The organism is Kitasatospora xanthocidica (genome assembly GCF_014656195.1).
Lineage (GTDB): Bacteria > Actinomycetota > Actinomycetes > Streptomycetales > Streptomycetaceae > Kitasatospora > Kitasatospora xanthocidica.
The window spans coordinates 85,399-102,944 of sequence record NZ_BNBY01000021.1 but is presented as its reverse complement, the minus strand read 5'-3'; the positions used below and the strand labels follow the sequence as shown (position 1 = coordinate 102,944).

The following is a 17,546-nucleotide window of genomic DNA, read 5'->3' as shown; positions in this document are numbered from 1 at the left end:
GCCTCACCCATGACAGAGACACCGACTCTCGAGTTGCGCGGGATCGACAAGAGCTTCGGCCCCGTCCAGGTCCTGCACGACATCGCGCTCAGCGCCCACGCGGGGGAGGTCACCGCACTCGTCGGCGACAACGGCGCGGGCAAGTCGACGCTCGTCAAGTGCATCGGCGGCATCCACCCCATCGACGCGGGGGACTACCTCTTCGACGGCCGGCCGGTCCACGTGCACAGCCCGCGCGACGCCGCCGCGCTCGGAGTGGAGATCGTCTACCAGGACCTCGCGCTGTGCGACAACCTCGACATCGTGCAGAACATGTTCCTGGGGCGGGAGAAGCGCCGCGGCCTGGTGCTCGACGACTCGACCATGGAGGAGATGGCCGCCGCGACGCTCCGGGGACTGTCTGTACGCACGGTCAAGTCCCTTCGCCAGAAGGTCTCCAGCCTCTCCGGCGGCCAGCGCCAGACCGTCGCCATCGCCAAGGCGGTGCTGTGGAACAGCAAGCTCGTGGTCCTCGACGAGCCCACCGCGGCCCTGGGCGTCGCCCAGACCGCGCAGGTCCTGGAACTCGTGCGCCGGCTGGCCGACAACGGCCTGGCCGTCGTGCTCATCTCGCACAACATGAACGACGTCTTCGCGGTCTCCGACCGGATAGCCGCGCTGCACCTCGGGCGGATGGCCGCTCAGGTCAAGGCCTCCGAGGTGACACACGCACAGGTCGTCGAACTGATCACCTCGGGCCGCAGCGGCGACCTGGGCCCTCGGACCACCCCCAACGGAGCCGCCGTATGACCTCCGCCCTCGCCCCCCAGAAGCCCGAGCGGCCGAACCGGCCCACCGACTCCGAGGAAGACCGCCCACCGACCGCCGGCCTCGGGGACATCGGCCGCCGCTACCTCGACCAGGTGCGCGCGGGCGAACTCGGCGCCCTTCCCGCCGTCGCCGGCCTGGTCGTCCTGTGCGTGTTCTTCTCCCTGCTGCGCCCGGTCTTCCTGTCCAACCTGAACTTCGCCAACCTGCTCACCCAGAGCGCGGGCAGCATAGCCATCGCCATGGGGCTGGTCTTCGTCCTGCTCCTCGGCGAGATCGACCTGTCCGCCGGATACGCCAGCGGTGTGTGCGCCGCGGTCCTGGCCATCCTGCTGACCAACCACGGCTGGCCCTGGTACGGCGCCGTGGCCGCCGCCATGCTGACCGGCGCGGTCATCGGCCTGCTCATCGGCACGCTCGTCGCCAAGGTCGGCATCCCCTCGTTCGTGGTGACGCTGGCCGCGTTCCTCGGCTTCCAGGGCGTCGTCCTGATCCTGCTGAAGGAAGGCACGAACGTCTCGGTCAAGGACCCGACCATCCTGGCCATCGCGAACGACAACCTCAGCCCCGTCCTCGGCTGGGTCCTGCTGGCCGGCTGCGCCGTCGGCTACGCCGTCCTGCAACTGCGCCGCAGCCGCGACCGGCTCGGCCGGGGCCTCGCCGGAACCCCGGTGGCGCTCCTCGCCGTCCGCACCGGCGCCGTCGTCGTCCTCGGGGGCGCGGCCGTCTACCTGCTCAACCAGGAGCGCAGCCGCAACGTCATCGTCAGCTCCCTCAAGGGCGTGCCCATCGTCGTGCCCGTGATCGGAGCCCTTCTGCTGCTCGGGACGTTCACCCTGCAGCGGACCGGCTTCGGCCTGCACATCTACGCCGTGGGCGGCAGCGCCGAAGCCGCCCGCCGGGCCGGGATCAGCGTCGCCTTCATCCGGACCTCCGCCTTCGTCATCTGCTCCTGCCTGGCGGCCGTCGGCGGCATCATCGCCGCCTCCCGGGGCAACTCCGTGGACCCCAACACCGGCGGGAGCAACGTCCTGCTGCTCGCCGTCGGCAGCGCCGTCATCGGCGGCACGAGCCTGTTCGGCGGCCGCGGCCGCGTCGTCGACGCCGTGCTGGGCGGCCTGGTCGTCGCGGTGATCCAGAACGGCATGGGCCTGATGGGCTACTCCTCGGGCGTCAAGTACGCTGTCACGGGATCGGTTCTGCTGGTGGCCGCCGGTGTGGACGCGATGTCCCGCCGCCGCTCAGCCCAACGATGAGGGGCGCCAGCCCCGACGATGAGGGTCGCCAGCCATGAAAGCCGGTCCTTCCCAGGAAGAGGTCCGCCAGCACAACCTGAGTGCCCTGCTGCGCCAGGTCCACTTCGGCGGGCCCACCTCGCGAGCCGTCCTGGCGACCCGGCTCGGCCTCAACCGCAGCACCATTCTGGGCCTGGTCGGCGATCTGACGGCCGCGGGCCTGGTCCGTGAGGAGTTGCCGCAGGAGACCGGCCGGGCCGGGCGGCCCTCGCTGGTCGTGAAGCCCGAGTCCACCCGCGTGCACGTCCTCGCGGCGGACGTGGGCGTGGAACGCCTGGCGGCGGCCCTCATCGGACTCGGCGGCGTGTTCCTGGACCGGCGCGAGTGCCCATGGCCCGGTGGGCACCCGCAGGACCCCGCGCACGTGGCCGACATCCTCGCGGGATTCGCCCACGAGATGCTGGCTCGCGCACCGACCGGCAGTTCGTGCGTCGGCGTCGCCGTGGCGGTACGCGGCATCGTCCGCCACCCCGACGGGCTGATCAGCCTCACTCCCAACATGGGCTGGAAGGGCATCGACTTCGGCGGCGCGTTCGCCGACCGACTCCGCCTGGACGTCCCGGTCCTCGTCGCGAACGAGGCCAATCTCGGCGCGCTCGCCGAGCATCGGCGCGGCGTCGGCCGCGGCAGCCAGAACCTCGTCTACCTCCACGGCGAGGTCGGGATCGGCGCCGGCGTGATCACCGACGGTGAACTCCTGCGCGGCGAGCGCGGATACGCCGGCGAGATCGGCCACATGAACGTCAACCCGTACCAGGGACGGCCGTGCGGCTGCGGCGCCCACGGCTGCCTGGAAGCCGAGGCGGGTGAGCGCGCCCTCCTGGAAGCCGCCGGCCGGGACGGCAGCGTCACCGGGGTCGACGCCGTACGGTCGGTGGTCGTCGCCGCCGACCACGGGGACGTCACCGCGCGTGCGGCTCTGCACCGCGTCGGGGACTGGCTCGGCATCGGCATCGCGAACCTCGCCAACCTCTTCGATCCGGAGCTGGTCATCCTCGGCGGCACCCTCCGGGACGTCTTCCTCGGATCCGCCGCACAGGTGCGCAGCCGGATCAACACCAATGCCCTCGCCGCGGTGCGGGAGAACCTGCGACTGCGGGTCAGCGAACTCGGCGGTGACACCGTCCTGATCGGCGCCGCCGAACTGGCGTTCTCCGAGGTGCTCACCCGGCCGCTGGAGACGCTCACCCGCGTCTCGGGAGGACGCCAGCTGAGCCCGTCCTTGCCGGCGCCCTGAGAGGAGCTTCGGTCAGGCGGTCTCCTTCCGCGGGTGCAGGTCGAGGGTGATGTGGGGGGCGAGCGCGCGCAGGAAGTCGGGGGCGTCGAAGATCTCGCCGGCGGAGGCCACGCCGACGGCCTTGGTGCGGCCGGTCAGCACGCGGTCGAGGGCTTCGACGACCAGGGGCGCGGTGACGGCGTAGATGTCCTGGCCGCCGGCCGTGGCGCGGCGCTCGGCCCCGCCCGAGCGGACGAGGACGTCGACGAGGAAGGTCTGGTCCGAGCGCCCGGCCGCGTCGGTGGCGGTCGGGGCCGGGGTGTGGGGGGCGACGACGTCGCGGGCCGCCTCGGTGGTCATGTAGGTGGTCACGTCGGAGACGGACAGGTGCTGGGGGACGGTCACGACGTCCGCCATCGTGAACTCCCCGATCACCGGGCGGCGTCCCACCGGGTCCGGAAAGGTCCACTCCAGGGTGGGCGCGGCATCGGTGCGCCGCTCCCACTGCCCGCCGCGGTAGCGCAGCCGGTGGTCGCCGCGCCGCTCGCGGGAGACCGCGCCCGACAGCCGGGTACCGGCGGTGGGGTGCCAGCTGCTGAGCGCGTAGGCGATGTGCGCCTCGTCGGCCGTGGCCCAGTCGCCCATCGCCGCGGTGGCCAGCAGGTCGCCGAGGCCGCCGAAGAAGGCCATCGCCGGGACGACCACCGCTCCCGCCTCCCGGGCCGGCTCGCGGTACTGCGCGAAGGTGTCGAGGTTGGCCTCGATCTCGGCCGCCACGTCCAGGTACGGGATCCTCGCGCGGAGCGCGGCCTCGATCACGGGGCCGGTGGTCGAGGCGAAGGGGCCCGCGCAGTTGATGACCGCCACCGTGCCCGCCAGGGCGCGGTCCAGCGAGGCCGGGTCGTCCACCGACGCCACCCGGGCCTCCAGCCCGTACTCACCCGCCAGTTCCTCCAGCGCCTGCGCGTTGCGCCCGGAGGGCACCGGGACGAATCCGCGCGCGGCCAGCTCCGCGACCACGAACCGCCCGGTGTGACCGTACGCGCCGAACACCGCCACCGACTGGCCTGCCCCCATGGAACCGCTCCCCTGTACTCGAACGTCCGCCGCGGTCTTGATCCGCCGCGGCCCGACACCCCCAATCCTGTCCGTCCGGCGGCACCCCATGTGAGTGTCGGAAACGACATGACGCGTACACTTTCGGACATGCACAGGGTCGCACTGGCCGTCACCGACGGCATGCTCCACTACGAACTGTCCGTCGCCGTCGAGGTCTTCGGATCCGACCTGACCCACCTCGTCGACCCCTGGTACGACTTCTCCCTCTGCGGACCCGGCCCGGTACGCCTCGACCGCTTCCGGCTGGACCCCGACCACGGACTCGACCACCTCCCCCACGCCGACACCGTGATAGTCCCCGGCTGGGCCGACACCGACCGCGAACCGCCCGCCGAGCTGGTCGACGCGGTCCGCGCCGCCCACCAGGCCGGCGCCCGCGTCGTCTCACTGTGCACCGGCGCCTTCGTCCTGGGAGCGGCCGGACTGCTCGACGGCAGACGCGCCACCACCCACTGGGCCCACACCCGGGAACTGGCCCGGCGCCACCCCGCCGCCACCGTCGACCCGGACGTCCTCTACGTCGACAACGGCGACGTCCTCACCTCCGCCGGCAAGGCCGCCGCCATGGACCTCTGCCTCCACCTGGTCCGCCTCGACCACGGCTCCGCCAACGCCAACAGGATCGCCCGCCGCCTGGTCGTCCCACCGCACCGGGACGGCGGCCAGGCCCAGTTCATCGCCACCCCCCTCCCCGCCCCGGGCAACCACCCCCTCGGCGAACTCTTCCCCTGGGCACTCAAGCGACTCGACCAGCCGCTCACCGTCGAAGACCTGGCCCGCCAGGCCCGCATGAGCTCACGCCACCTCGGCCGCCACTTCAAGCACCTCACCGGCACCACACCACTGCAGTGGCTCCACACCCAACGCATCCGCCACGCCCAGGAACTGCTGGAAACCACCGACGCCACCGTCGACACCATCGCCACGGCCACCGGCATGGGCACCGCCACCACCCTGCGCCGCCACTTCCACCGCAGCGTCGGCGTCCCACCGGACACCTACCGGCGCACCTTCCGCCCCTAGGCGATCTTCCTCCGGATCGAATCCGTTAGCATGCGTGGTCGGTTTTCGAACGCACGGGCGGGCCGGTCACCGGCCCGAACGCATGGGGGGCATGCATGGCAGATCCTGACGCGGGCTTGCAGTTCAAGGTCAAGCCGGCCGAACTCGACGGCTGCGGGCAGAGCGCGCAGCACATCGGCGGTCTGATACCGGGCGAGACGTCGAAACTCGCGGAGCCGTGCAACCAGGCGGCCGGCACCCTGCAGGGCTGGCTCACGGCAACCGCCGTCCAGAACTGCGGGACGAACTGGAAGACGCTGCTGGACAAGCTCGCCGGTGACATGGGGGACGTCGGCACCAAGCTCGGCACGACGGCCACCTACTACCGGCAGGTCGAGAAGGACGTCCACACGAGCATGCGGAACCCGGCCGCCCCGGCCCCGGCCGAGCCGGACCCCTTCGGCACGGTCGTCGTCCCGGGCCCCGTCAAGCCTTCGAGCGCGAAGGCGGCCGAGTAGCCCGATGGACATCAAGACGCTCTACGACGCCAACATCAACAACATCACCACCGCGAAGAACGCCTTCGACGCGCTCTACTCGGCCTTCGGTCAGCACATCGAGTCCTGGCAGCACGAGGTCGTCGACCGCCTCAACCACTCCGGGTGGACCGGCACCGCCGCCGGCCACGCCAACACCCGGATCCAGTTCCTGGGCACCGAACTCCAGTCCGCGAAGCAGGAACTGGACCTCGTCAGCAAGGCGCTCGCCGACGCCGCCGAGGGCATCGCGGCGGCCCAGGCCCACCTGATCAGCGCGCTGGACGACGCGAAGAACAACAAGATGACCGTGGCCCCCGACGGCCGCATCACCTGGGACAACGACCCCAACTCCGCCAACTACGCCGGTGACAAGGCCGAGGCCACCGCCCAGGCGATCAGCAAGCGGATCACCGCCGCGCTCACCGAGGCCGACCACACCGACCAGACCATCAGCGCCCGGCTCAACCACCTCGCCACCAACGCGAGCAACGGAACCGGCCTCGACGCCGCCACCGCGAAGGCCGACACGGACGCCGCGAACGCGCTCCACCAGATCCCCGCCGCCGGCACCGACCCGAACAGCGTCAAGACCTGGTGGAACGGCCTGACCGACGCTCAGCAGCAGCGGATGATCCTCAACCACCCGGACCTGATCGGCAACCTCGACGGCATCCCCGCCGCCGCCCGCGACCAGGCCAACCGCACCAACCTGAAGAACCTGATCCAGGACCGCCAGATCCAGCTCGCCAACCTCGGCCCCGCGCCGGCCGCCACCATCGGTACCGGCAGGTTCATCCGCCCGAACCCCGCCTACACGGAGTGGAAGGCCAAGCGCGACGCCCTGCAGGAGAAGCTCGACGGCTTCCAGTCCATCCAGAACCGGCTCGACGGCAAACTGGACAACGGTGTGGGCGGGCCGAACTCCGACCCGCCGCTGCTGCTGCTGGGGATCGGCGATCAGGGGCAGGGCCGCGCGATCGTGTCCTGGGGCGACCCGGACAAGGCCCGCAACGTCTCCTCCCTGGTGCCCGGGCTGAACAGCACAGTGTCCGGCGTCGGAGGGGGCGACGCCATGACGGCGAAGCGCGTCTACGATGCCGCGGTGACGAGCGCGACGGACAACAAGGAGACGCCGAGCGTCGCGTCCGTGTTCTGGCTGGGGTACGACGCGCCGCAACTGGACGGCCCCTCGGTGCTCATGCAGGACCGGGCGGAGGAGGGCGGGGCCGCGTACAACAAGTTCCTCACCGGTCTCCGGGCCACCCACGAGGGCGAGCCGGCCCACATGACCGCGCAGGGGCACAGCTACGGCTCCCTGGTGGTCGGGAAGGCGACCCAGCAGCCCGGCGGCCTGCCGGTCGACGACATCGTCCTGGTCGGCAGCCCGGGTGTCGGGGTGGACAAGGCGTCACAGCTCGGGATCGGTGCGGACCACGTGTACGTCGGCACGGCCAAGTACGACCCCGTCGCGGACGCGCCGTCCCCCGGGATGCTCATCCCCGGCTGGGCCGCGGTCGAGGCGATCACGAATCCCGACGGCTCCTGGCACGGCACTGACCCGGCGAGCGAGAGCTTCGGCGGGCAGCGCTTCTCGGTGGCGGACGGGACCGTCACCGACTCCCACGACAACTATTTCGGGAAGCACGGCAAGGGCGGCGACTCGCTCCCCAACATCGGGAAGATCGTGAGCGGCCACGGGAACACGATCACCAGGGAGGACCCGAGGTGAAGGCGACGGTATGGCGCGTGGGCGTGCCAGGGGTGCTGCTGGCCCTCCTGGCCGGCTGGTACGCCTGGCCGGAGCCCGAGAAGCCCACCGTGCCGGTCGACCAGGCGCAGCACCGGGTCGAGGCCGAACTCGCCGATGTCGCTGGGGTCTTCCACCCGGGGCTCCAGTGGGCCGAGCCGAAGTACGAGAGCGACCCCGACCTGACCGGTTTCTGCGGTACGTCCGGCTGCAGGAAAACGGGCCGGACGGAGATGATCGTCAGACAGGCAGCCCGGGTCCGAATCGCCCCCACCCACGATCAGGAGCCGCTCGACACCGTCCAGGCGCTCTGGAGGGGCAAGGGCTACGCGGTCGAACGCAACAAGGGCTCGGTGGAGGTGAGGGCCCAGGGGTTCGGCCTCTGGTTCGCCGTCGGTGTCAACGGTTGTGCCGAGGTCCGGGCCACCCTGACCGATGTCACCGACACCACCGACAGCAACGGGAACGGCGGGTTCGTCCGGGGACCACTGAACTACGCCGCCGACTGCGCGACGGTCGACGAGCCGTACTGGTCGCACTGACACCGCCGAGCCCACAGCGGCACCAGGGTGCCGACGACGATCCACATCCGAGGGGAGAACGGCCATCGCCACCATCGTTCAGGACATCGTGATCGAAGCCGGGGCGGACGAGGTGTGGGACGCGGTCCGGGACGTGGCGGCGGTGCACGAGCGCCTCGTTCCCGGCTATGTCCTCGACGCCCGCGTGGAGGGCGACACCCGGTACCTGACCGTGCCCGGCGGCGCGGTGATCCGCGAGCTGATCGTCAGCATCGACGACGACCTCCGCCGGCTCGCCTACTCGGCGGTCGAGGGGTTCAAGATCCCCCTCACCCACCACCACGCCTCGTTCCAGGTCCTTCCCGAGGGGCCCGAGCACTGCCGACTGGTCTGGACCACCGATGTGCTGCCGCACGAGATGGTCGAGCAGGTCCGGCCGCGCGTCGTCCGGGGCGCCCAGGTCATGAAGGAGACGCTGGAGCAGCAGACCGCGCGCTGACAACCAGCCCCAGGACCGGTACGGATGGCCCGTCGGAGGAATCCGACGGGCCATCCGGCGTTTCGCCCCGTCCTCGGGGCGTGCGGTCCGGTCCGGTGTCAGTGGGTGATGCCCTCCGGGGTGTGCAGGTCGGTGGGGCGCAGGGAGGCGGTGAGCAGGGCGCGCAGGGCGTGGGCGGTGGTGGTGGCGGGCAGGGAGGGCTGGGCCCGGTCGAGGACCTGCTCGGGCAGGGCCGGGACGTGGACGAACCCGCCGCGGGTGGTGGGGCGTTCGGTGGCGAGCTGGTGCATCAGGGCGTAGAAGACGTGGTTGCACACGAAGGTCCCGGCGGTGTGGGAGAGCGAGGCGGGCAGGCCGGCCTCCCGGACGGCGGCCACGCACGCCTTGACAGGCAGGGTGGCGAAGTAGGCCGCGGGGCCGCCCCGGACGACCGGCCGGTCGACGGGCCGGCGGCCGGCGTTGTCGGGGATGCGCGCGTCGTCGATGTTGACGGCTATCCGCTCGACGCTGATGTCGGGGCGTCCGGTGGCCTGGCCGAGGCAGACCACCACGTCCGGGCCGGTCTCCCGGACGGCCGCCCGCAGTTCGTCGACGGCCCGGCCGAAGACGCAGCTCAGGCGGGTGGAGGTGACCTCCAGCCCCCGCGGCGGGTCGGCGGCGACGAGGCGGGCTGCCTCCCAGGACGGGTTGAGGGCGGCGCCGTCGAACGGCTCGAAACCGGTGAGCAGGACCCGGGGCATGGGCGGGCTGGCCCTTTCTGTCGGACGGCGTGATGCGGGTCGGGGCGGCGTGGCTCAGAGGGCTCAGAAGGCGAAGAGCGACATGATGGCGACGTTGCAGACCAACATGATCGCCGCGGTGGGCAGTTGCGCCTTGATCGGCCCGTACTGGTCCTTGAGTTCCAGCAGCGCGGCCGGGACGAGGTTGAAGTTCGCGGCCATCGGGGTGGCCAGGGTGCCGCAGAAGCCGGACAGCATGCCCACGGCCAGGACCACCGGTGCGCTGCCGTGGAGTTGGGCGACCAGGACGGGCCAGCCGATGGCGGCGGTCATGACGGGGAAGGCGGCGAAGGCGTTGCCCATGATGAGCGTGAACAGGGCCATGCCGAGGCAGTAGACCGCCACGGCGGTGTACCTGCTGCCGTCCGGCAGGACGTGGGTGACGATCTTGCCGACCTGGGTGCCGACGCCCGCGCTCTGGAAGATCGAGCCGAGCACGGCGAGGAGTTGGGGCAGCAGCAGCGCCCAGCCCATCGCCTCCAGCAGCCCGCGGCCGGCCGTCAGGGCGACGGCGGGGTTGCGCTCGCGGGTGAGGAGGAGGGCGACCACGAGGGCGACGATCGAGCCGATGCCGAGGCCGAGGAGCGTCTCGCTGCCGCTCTGCAGCAGCGGGCCGCCGCCGAGGTGGACGTCCTTGAGCAGGGTGCCGCAGGCGAGCGCGACCAGCGGGAGGGTGAGGGCGGGGATGAACAGCTTGCTGCGCAGGCGGGCGGCGGAGGCGGCCCGCCGCTCGGGCGCGGCGGTCGTGGGCGTGCCGCGGCCGGTGAGGCCGAAGCCGGCCAGACAGATCATCGCCAGCACGGCGGCGCCCAGCGGCGCGGCCGGCGCGCTCTTGTCGGCGACCCAGGTGCCGTAGCCGAAGCTCGCGCCGAGCAGGCCCCAGAAGGCGGCGTTGCCGTAGCGCCTGGGGTTGCCGCGGTCGGCGGCCATCTGGGCGGCCATCGCGAGGAAGACGGCGCCGACGAGCCAGTACAGCCACTCGACCTTGATCACTTGGAGCCCTCCGTGACTCGGCCGGTACGGCCCTCGGCGGCGGCCGGCAGGTCGCCGGTGCGGGAGGTGAGGGAGGCGAGGGAGCTGTCCAGTCGCAGCAGGCGGGTGCCGTGGACGAGGGTGGCGCAGACCGCGGTGGGGATGGCCCACAGGGCGAGCTGCACGGGCTCCAGGGCGGTGTGGTAGGTCGCGTTGACGAAGCCGGTGATCAGGAGGATCGAGCCGACGGCGAGGAAGCAGTCCTCGCCGAAGAACAGGCCGACGGTGTCGGCGCTGGCGGCGAAGGAGCGCAGCCGCTCGCGGGCCTTCTCGGTCAGGGGGCCGTGGCGGCGCTCGGCCGCGGCTTCCGCCATCGGCGCGATCATCGGCCGCACCGCCTGGGCCGGTCCGCCGAGTGCGGTGAGCCCGAGGGCCGCGCCGAGTTGACGGATCACCAGGTAGAGCGCGAGCACCCGGCCGGCGCTGACCTTGGCGAGCCGGTTCATCAGGGTGCGGGCCTGTTCCTGCAGGCCGTGGCGCTCCAGGAGGCCGATCACCGGCAGGGTGACGGCGAAGAGGGTCACCGAGCGACTGGAGGCGAAGCCGGTGCCGAACGCGTCCAGTACCTTCATCGGGCTCAGGCCGCCCAGCAGGCCGGTGGCGACGCCGGCGGCGCCGACGACGAGGAGCGGATTCCGCCGGGTGGCGAACCCGGCCACCACGACGAGGATGCCGACAAGGACGATCATGTTCCGGGCCGCCTTTCGGAAAGGGGGATCCGCCCGGTGGGCGACCGTTCGGGACGCCGACCGGCGGAGGAGGCCGGGGCCCTGGGGCGGCGGCCTTGCGGGGGGTTGCCGCGAGGCTAGGGGATTGTGGAACAATCCGGCAATAGTTCGGTCAGTGTTCGGTTCGGGCGGCTCCCAGGACGGCTTCCAGGACGGCCATGGGGCGGCAACTCCCGGGCGGCCCCGGGGAATCCGGCGGCCCCCGTCCGGCGGAAGGCGGGAGACAGCACATGGCAGGGGTTTTCGACGCGCTCGCGGCCGATCGCAGCCGGATCGAACGCGCCAGCGCTGCCCAGCGGGTGGCCGAGGTGCTGCGCGAGCACATCACCGAGGGCCGCCTCGCCCCGGGCACCCGGCTGTCGGAGGAGGCACTCGGCGAGGCGCTCGCCGTCTCCCGCAACACGCTGCGCGAAGCGTTCCGACTGCTCGCCGACCAGCGCCTGGTCGTGCACGAGCTCAACCGCGGCGTGTTCGTCAAGGTCCTGAACCCGCAGGACGTCGCCGACATCTACACGCTGCGCCTCGCGCTGGAGACCGCGGGCGTCCGCGCGCTGCACAGCGCCGCGACGGAGCGGCTGGCCGCGGTGCGCACCGCGCTCGCCCGGGCGGAGGCCGCCGAGGCGCTGGGCGACTGGGTGGCCGTCGGCACCGCGGACCTGCACTACCACCAGGCCGTCGCCGGGCTGGCGGGCAGCCCGCGGATCGACGAGGCGATGGCGCACCTGGTGGCGGAGCTGCGCCTGGCCTTCGCGGCGGTGCCCTCGGCGCACGCCCTGCACGAGCCGTTCCTGCGGCGCAACCAGACGCTCGCCGGACTGCTGGAGTCCGGTGAGATCGACGACGCCGAGGTCGAGTTGACCCGGTACCTGGACGACGCGCGCGCGGTGATCGTCCGGGCGATGACGGAGACCCGGCCATGACGGAGTCCGGCGGTGACGAGGCCCGACGTATGACGGGCACTCATCGGTGACGCCGCACCGGCGCGGAGCTGTGGGACCCTGCGCGGGAGCCCGTCGCGCCGCTCGCGCCGGGCACCGGAGTCCGGTTCGCGATCGAGGAGAGTCGATGACGGTCACCGTCGCCCGCCCAGGCCTGCTGACGACCGTTCAGGACCTCGGCCGGCCCGGCCACGCCCACCTGGGGGTGCCGCGCTCCGGCGCGCTGGACCGGCCTGCCCACCGGCTGGCCAACCGGCTGGTCGGCAACCCGGAGACGGCGGCCACGCTGGAGACCACCCTGCTGGGCTGCGCGGTGCGGGTGGAGCGTGCCGTGACGGCGGCCGTGACCGGGGCGCCGTGCGCCGTACGGGTGGACGGGCGGCCCGCTGCCTGGGCCGCCCCGGTGCGGCTGCCCGCCGGGGCGCTGCTGGAGGTCGGGCCCGCGACCCGGGGCGTGCGCAGCTACGTGGCGTTCGCGGGCGGGATCGCCGTCGTCCCCGTGCTCGGCAGCCGGTCGACCGACCTGCTCTCGGGGCTGGGGCCGCCGCCGCTGGCGGCCGGGGACGCGCTGCCGCTCGGGGAGCCGTCGGGCGCGTCGGGCGGGGCGGACGTGGTGCCGTGTTCGGGGGCGCCGGAGGTGGTGGTGCTGCCGCTGCTCCTCGGCCCGCGCGACGACTGGTTCACCGCGCGCTCGCTGGCCTCCCTGGCCCGGGCCGACTACCGCGTCTCGCCGACCAGCAACCGCATCGGGCTGCGCCTGGACGGGCCGGGCCTGGAGCGCGCCCGGGAGGGTGAACTGCCCAGCGAGGGCATGGTGCTGGGCGCCGTGCAGGTGCCGCCGAGCGGGCGCCCGGTCATCTTCCTCGCCGACCACCCGACCACCGGCGGCTACCCGGTCGTCGGCGTCGTCCCCGCCACCGCCCTGCCCGCCGCCGCCCAGGCCGCCCCGGGCACCCCGGTGCGCTTCAGCCCGGTGGCACGGCCCGCCACCGCAGGGTGAGACGAGAACCCGTCACAGCATCCGGGCGACGGGGGTGAGCCGGGGGTGGTCGTCGCCGAGGCGGTAGCCGAGGAGGACGTGGGCGTGCTGCGCGAGCTGCCGAGCGGCCTGCCGACGGCCGGCGGCGGCCAGGACCTGGGCCAGCCGCCAGCGGTTCTCGGCCCAGGCCGGGTGGTGGTCGCCGTGCACCGCGAGGTGGAGACCGGCGGCCTCGCCGAGGACTTCCTCCGCCGGCCCGAACCGGCCCAGCGCGGACAGCAGCATGCCGTACATGTCGAGGGCGGTGGCCAGTCGGTGCGGCTGCTCCCCGGCGTGTTCCCGACGGTACGCCAGGACCGCCTCGGCGATGGCCGTCAGCGCCGTCACCCGCCCCTGCCAGAGGCTCCGGTACGTGTCCATCCCGGCCTGCTCACGGGGCTTCAGCTCGTCGAGGGCCGCCCGGGTGATGTCGACCAGGGTCTCGCTGGCGCTCATGATCACGTCGAGGCCCTCGGTGTCGTGCCGCTTCCCGGCCTTGCGGATGCTCGCCGCGAGGACTTCGCAGACCGAGAGGCTGGGGCGGCCCTGGAGGAGGGAGATCCGTGCGCGGTCCTGACGGATCGTCACCTCCAGCAGGTCCGCGTTGCGCGGCCGGTCCGATCCGAGGCGGAGCAGCCCGGTCCACGCCAGTTCCAGCTGCTCCTCGGCCTCGGCCAGCCGGCCGGCCTCCAGTTCGGTCAGGGCCGTTTCGCGCTGGATCTCCAGGCGGGTGAGGAGGCCAGCGGGTGAGGTCGGGGTCAGGGTCGCCCGGGCGGCCCGCAGTTGCGTCCTGGACTCCTCCAGCAGGTACGACTCCCGGAGGACCGCGGCGGCCAGCCGGTGGGCCTGCACGGTCCTGAGGTCGCGCTCGCCGTCGCCGCCCAGGACCTCCTCGACGTACTCGAGGACGTGTGCGTAGCGACCGGCTCCGTGCAGGACCCTGGCCATCAGCAGGGCGGCGTCCACGTCCGCCGACCCGGCCGGCAGTTCACGGACCAGGAAGCGGCGCTGGCGCAGGTACGCCTCGGCCGAGTCGAACTCGCCCTGGGCGGCCCGGAACCTGGCCAGCTGGTGCAGGAGTTCGGCGCGCAGGCGCAGCGAGCGGTCGTCGAGGCCGGGCTGCTGGAGCACGGTGTGGGCGTGCGGCAGGAGGGCCGTGCAGGCGGGCCATCGTTCCGTGGGTGTCGGGTCCGACGGGAAGCTCGCCACCACGGCTCGTACGGCGGCCATCGCCCAGGCCTTCCGCTCACCGGCCGTCAGCCGGGCCCGGACGGACTGCTGCAGCGGGACGGGCACGCTGAGGGCGGCCGAACCGCGGTGGTTCGGGGCGACCCGGAGCAGTCGCCGGGCGGACAGCTTGCTGATCACCGCGGCCGAGAGCCGGGGCACCTCCCGTTCGACGCCGGTGCCGGGCTCACCGCCGGCGGCCAGCAGGCCCTGGTTGATCAGCTCGATCGACAGGCCGGTGGCGGCGAGGAAGGTGCAGGCCTTGAGGACGTCCAGGGCCTCCCCGTCCTCTCCGGCCAGGTGGACGAGCAACGGACCGTAGGCGACCCGCTCTTCGGGCTCGGGTGGCGGAGGCGCGGGACGGGACCCGGCGCTGGGCGGCGCGGCGGTGTCGGTGGCCCGGGCGAGCAGGCCGGGCAGGGCCGCCAGGTCGTCGTCCGGCGTGTCCGCGGTGGCGAGCGGCTCGGCGCGCCACTGGTCGGCGAGGAGGTGGAGGGTGTGGTCCTGGAGGACGGCACCGGTGTTGGTCGCCACCCGTGAGGTGATCAGGACGCTGCCGAAGCCGTCGGGCGGCCAGCGGTCGCCCACCAGTGCGCGCGGCGAGTAGCCGGCCATCCAGCGTTCGTCCTCGGGGAGTTCCCGGGCGAGGTCGTCGATGACGATCAGCCAGCCGGGGTGCTCGGCGAGCCACTGGTTCAGCGCGCCCGCGACGTCGCCGTCGAGCGGCAGGCCCTGGAGGGTGGCCAGGTGGTCGAGGGACTGCGCGATGGTCTCGTGGCTGCGGCCGTCCACCCACCAGACCAGGGAGTAGTCGGTCAGGTGCAGGTGCGCGTAGGCGAGGGCGACGGTGGTCTTGCCGGTGTTCTCCTGGCCCTGGACGAGGCAGAGCGAACGCCCGTCGGACGGGTGGGCCGCCCGCCGGACGTCCGCGGCGGAGCGGCCGGGGTGCAGGATGCGCTCGACCTGGACGAGTCGGCTCTCCCAGCCCGTCATGTCGGGCAGGCCCGGCGGCAGGTTGTTCCAGGTCGGAGGGGCGGGCTCGGGCGCGGACGCCGGCGGCGGTCCGGCGGTCGCCCCGGTGGTCGTGGTCCTGCGCCGCTGCCACCAGCGCCGCTCCGGGCGGGCGGCGTCCGCCTCGTCCGACGGGGGCAGCCACCCCGCTCGGTCGGTGCCGGCCGGGGGCGGCGGCACGGGCGCTCCCGCCCGCTCCGTCCTCCCCTCCCCCGGCGCCGCCTCCGGTGGCCGCCGCTCCCCCTTCCGGGCCGCCGCGACCGCCTCCCGCACCCGCGACCCCGCCGGCAGGCTGACCGCCAGCCGCTCCGCCAGCGCGCGGTCCGCGCCGCCGAGGCCCCGCAGGACCTCGACCGCCACCTCGGCGAACGGCACGCTCTCCGACGGCAGTCCGGGCCCACCGCCGGTGCCCGCGTCCGCGAGCGCCGCCAGCGCGCGGAAGTCCAGCGTCCCGCCGAACGCGCCCGCCACGGACTGCGACACCCCCGCCAGCACGCGCAGCACCGTCGCCGACTCGCGCCTCGTCAGCGTGCCGAGCAGCCGGTCCCGGACACCGGGGCGGAAGTCGTACAGCACCGCCTCCGGGTCCTCCCCGGGCCGTTCCGGGCAGCGGCGCTCCAGCAGCCCGGACAGGTAGATCTCGGCGAGGTGCGTCGCCGACGAGTCGCCGAGCATGGCCGCCTGGACGTGCCGCATCACCGGCAGGCTCAGCGGCGCGGCGGCGAGGAACCCGGCGAGCTCGTACGCGGTCGGCGAGGCCTCCCGGCGGAACCGGGCCAGCAGGTCGGCGGGCTTCTCCTCGGCCACCGGGGCCGGCGCTCCGGCCGGGACCGGCTCGCCGGAACGCGCCGGGCCGTCCAACGGCACCGCCAGCACCGGCGTCCAGTCCGAGGCCCGCCCCGACAGCATCCGGGCCCACGGCGCCAGCCAGTCCGCCCGCAGCTCCAGGACCCCGGCCCAGGCCGTCCCGGGGTCGGCCCAGCCCTCGTCGTCCGGGGCGTAGTGGACCGTCGGCCGAACCCCCGGCCGTACCCGGGCCCGCGCCGGAACCGGCCGCAGGGCCGTACGGTGCCAGTGCCGCCGCGGCAGCACCTGGAGGACGGTGACCGGCGCCTGCCGGCTCCACTCGCGCATCGCCGCCGCGAGGGCGCCGCTGTGCCAGAGCGGGCCGACGCCGTCCGTGAGCAGCAGCACGATCCGACGGCCGCGCGGATCCGCGGCCGGCCCGATGCCGCCGCCCTGCGCCGCCCCCACCCCGCGCGGGGTCAGGACGGGTGCCCCGGCGCGGTCGTGCACCGACCAGACGCGCACCCGGTGGAACGCGCCATGGCGGCGGAGCAGCCCGACCAGCTCGTCGCCCAGGGTGGACCAGACCGCCATGGTCGGTCCGCCGTCGACCACCACGTCCACGTCGAGCCAGCGTTCGGGGGCGCCCCGCCAGACCGGGAGCAGCAGTCCGGCCCGGCCGGAGACGGAGACGGTGGCCTCCTCGTCCAGCACGAACTCGTGGGCCGACCGGACGGTGCGGCGCAGCGGGCGCAGGGCGCGGGAGAGGGCGAGGGTGCCGGTCAGCGCGGGCCGGGCGGGGGTGCGGACGGTGGCCGCGGGTGCGTCGGCCGGCTCCGACGGGCCCGGGACGGACGGCAGGAAGAACGGGACGACGGGCTCCGGCACCGGCGCCCCCGCCGCGGCGGGCACCGCCCCGGCCGCCCCCTCGGGCAGGCCCTGCCGCGGCGTCCGGGCCGGCACCGGAGCGCCCTCCCCCGCCTGCTCCTCCACGACCCGGTCGACCGCCGCCCGCAGCGCGGCGCTCCAGGCCGCCGTCGCCCGCTCGTCCGCCTCCGCGTCGATCGCGGGCAGCGGCGGCAGCTCGGCGGGCGGCACCGACGGATCACCCGTCGTGCCGGGCGACTCGTCCGGCCGCATCCCGCAGACCCGCGCGAGCCACAGCACGTCGGCCAGGTCGCGCGGGTCGGTGCTGCCGCCCGGCTCGGCGCCGTCGGCCGTCAGCAGGCGGCCGAGCTGGCGCAGCAGCTCGGCGGGCACGGGGCGGGCGGCGGGCATCGAG

Annotated in this window: 15 protein-coding genes; 10 read left to right on the top strand and 5 right to left on the bottom strand. The window is 73.8% G+C overall.

Features of this window, described 5'->3' with window-relative positions:
* Positions 1 to 9: 9 nt before the first annotated feature.
* The 3 genes from IE332_RS29270 to IE332_RS29260 are packed head-to-tail and all read left to right on the top strand — an operon-like array spanning position 10 to position 3,339.
* On the top strand, positions 10 to 789 hold the full coding sequence (locus tag IE332_RS29270) for an ATP-binding cassette domain-containing protein (RefSeq protein ID WP_189922160.1): 780 nt from the start codon (positions 10 to 12) through the stop codon (positions 787 to 789).
* Positions 786 to 2,063 carry a sugar ABC transporter permease gene (locus IE332_RS29265; protein ID WP_189922157.1) on the top strand — a complete coding sequence of 426 codons (1,278 nt, stop codon included), beginning with the start codon at positions 786 to 788 and terminating at the stop codon, positions 2,061 to 2,063. Before IE332_RS29270 ends, IE332_RS29265 begins: the two co-directional genes overlap by 4 nt.
* Positions 2,064 to 2,097: 34 nt before the next feature.
* A complete protein-coding gene (locus IE332_RS29260; protein WP_189922155.1) occupies positions 2,098 to 3,339 on the top strand; it encodes an ROK family transcriptional regulator in 1,242 nt (413 codons plus the stop codon).
* Between the two features lie 12 nt (positions 3,340 to 3,351).
* Here the strand turns inward: IE332_RS29260 and IE332_RS29255 are convergent, their stop codons facing one another.
* Entirely contained in the window at positions 3,352 to 4,395 is a 1,044-nt protein-coding gene (locus IE332_RS29255) for a saccharopine dehydrogenase family protein (protein ID WP_189922153.1), read from the bottom strand.
* 129 nt (positions 4,396 to 4,524) lie between these two features.
* Here IE332_RS29255 and IE332_RS29250 point away from each other — a divergent pair, with 129 nt between their 5' ends.
* The 5 genes from IE332_RS29250 (at position 4,525) to IE332_RS29230 (ending at position 8,745) form a co-directional block, all read left to right on the top strand.
* A complete protein-coding gene (locus IE332_RS29250) occupies positions 4,525 to 5,460 on the top strand; it encodes a helix-turn-helix domain-containing protein (RefSeq protein WP_189922151.1) in 936 nt (311 codons plus the stop codon).
* 95 nt (positions 5,461 to 5,555) lie between these two features.
* A complete protein-coding gene (locus IE332_RS29245) occupies positions 5,556 to 5,957 on the top strand; it encodes a WXG100 family type VII secretion target (RefSeq protein ID WP_189922149.1) in 402 nt (133 codons plus the stop codon).
* Positions 5,958 to 5,961: 4 nt separating this feature from the next.
* Positions 5,962 to 7,707, top strand: coding sequence for an alpha/beta hydrolase (locus tag IE332_RS29240; protein ID WP_189922147.1), 1,746 nt, complete (start codon positions 5,962 to 5,964; stop codon positions 7,705 to 7,707).
* A gap of 17 nt (positions 7,708 to 7,724) precedes the next feature.
* A complete protein-coding gene (locus IE332_RS29235; RefSeq protein ID WP_189922145.1) occupies positions 7,725 to 8,267 on the top strand; it encodes a hypothetical protein in 543 nt (180 codons plus the stop codon).
* Between the two features lie 64 nt (positions 8,268 to 8,331).
* Entirely contained in the window at positions 8,332 to 8,745 is a 414-nt protein-coding gene (locus IE332_RS29230) for an SRPBCC family protein (RefSeq protein ID WP_189922245.1), read from the top strand.
* A gap of 98 nt (positions 8,746 to 8,843) precedes the next feature.
* Here IE332_RS29230 and pcp read toward each other — a convergent pair whose 3' ends face one another.
* The 3 genes from pcp to IE332_RS29215 form a co-directional block, all read right to left on the bottom strand.
* Positions 8,844 to 9,485, bottom strand: a complete 642-nt coding sequence (pcp, locus tag IE332_RS29225; protein WP_189922143.1) for a pyroglutamyl-peptidase I — start codon at positions 9,483 to 9,485, stop codon at positions 8,844 to 8,846.
* Between the two features lie 63 nt (positions 9,486 to 9,548).
* Positions 9,549 to 10,517 carry a DUF979 domain-containing protein gene (locus IE332_RS29220; RefSeq protein ID WP_189922141.1) on the bottom strand — a complete coding sequence of 323 codons (969 nt, stop codon included), beginning with the start codon at positions 10,515 to 10,517 and terminating at the stop codon, positions 9,549 to 9,551.
* On the bottom strand, positions 10,514 to 11,245 hold the full coding sequence (locus tag IE332_RS29215) for a DUF969 domain-containing protein (RefSeq protein WP_189922139.1): 732 nt from the start codon (positions 11,243 to 11,245) through the stop codon (positions 10,514 to 10,516). Before IE332_RS29215 ends, IE332_RS29220 begins: the two co-directional genes overlap by 4 nt.
* Before the next feature lie 269 nt (positions 11,246 to 11,514).
* Here IE332_RS29215 and IE332_RS29210 point away from each other — a divergent pair, with 269 nt between their 5' ends.
* Together IE332_RS29210 and IE332_RS29205 are read left to right on the top strand one after the other, a co-directional pair.
* Positions 11,515 to 12,204, top strand: coding sequence for a GntR family transcriptional regulator (locus tag IE332_RS29210; protein ID WP_189922136.1), 690 nt, complete (start codon positions 11,515 to 11,517; stop codon positions 12,202 to 12,204).
* Between the two features lie 145 nt (positions 12,205 to 12,349).
* Positions 12,350 to 13,222, top strand: coding sequence for a 5-oxoprolinase subunit C family protein (locus tag IE332_RS29205; protein ID WP_189922134.1), 873 nt, complete (start codon positions 12,350 to 12,352; stop codon positions 13,220 to 13,222).
* A 12-nt stretch (positions 13,223 to 13,234) separates the two neighbouring features.
* Here IE332_RS29205 and IE332_RS29200 read toward each other — a convergent pair whose 3' ends face one another.
* Positions 13,235 to 17,542, bottom strand: a complete 4,308-nt coding sequence (locus IE332_RS29200) for an SAV_2336 N-terminal domain-related protein (RefSeq protein WP_189922132.1) — start codon at positions 17,540 to 17,542, stop codon at positions 13,235 to 13,237.
* Positions 17,543 to 17,546 lie beyond the last annotated feature (4 nt).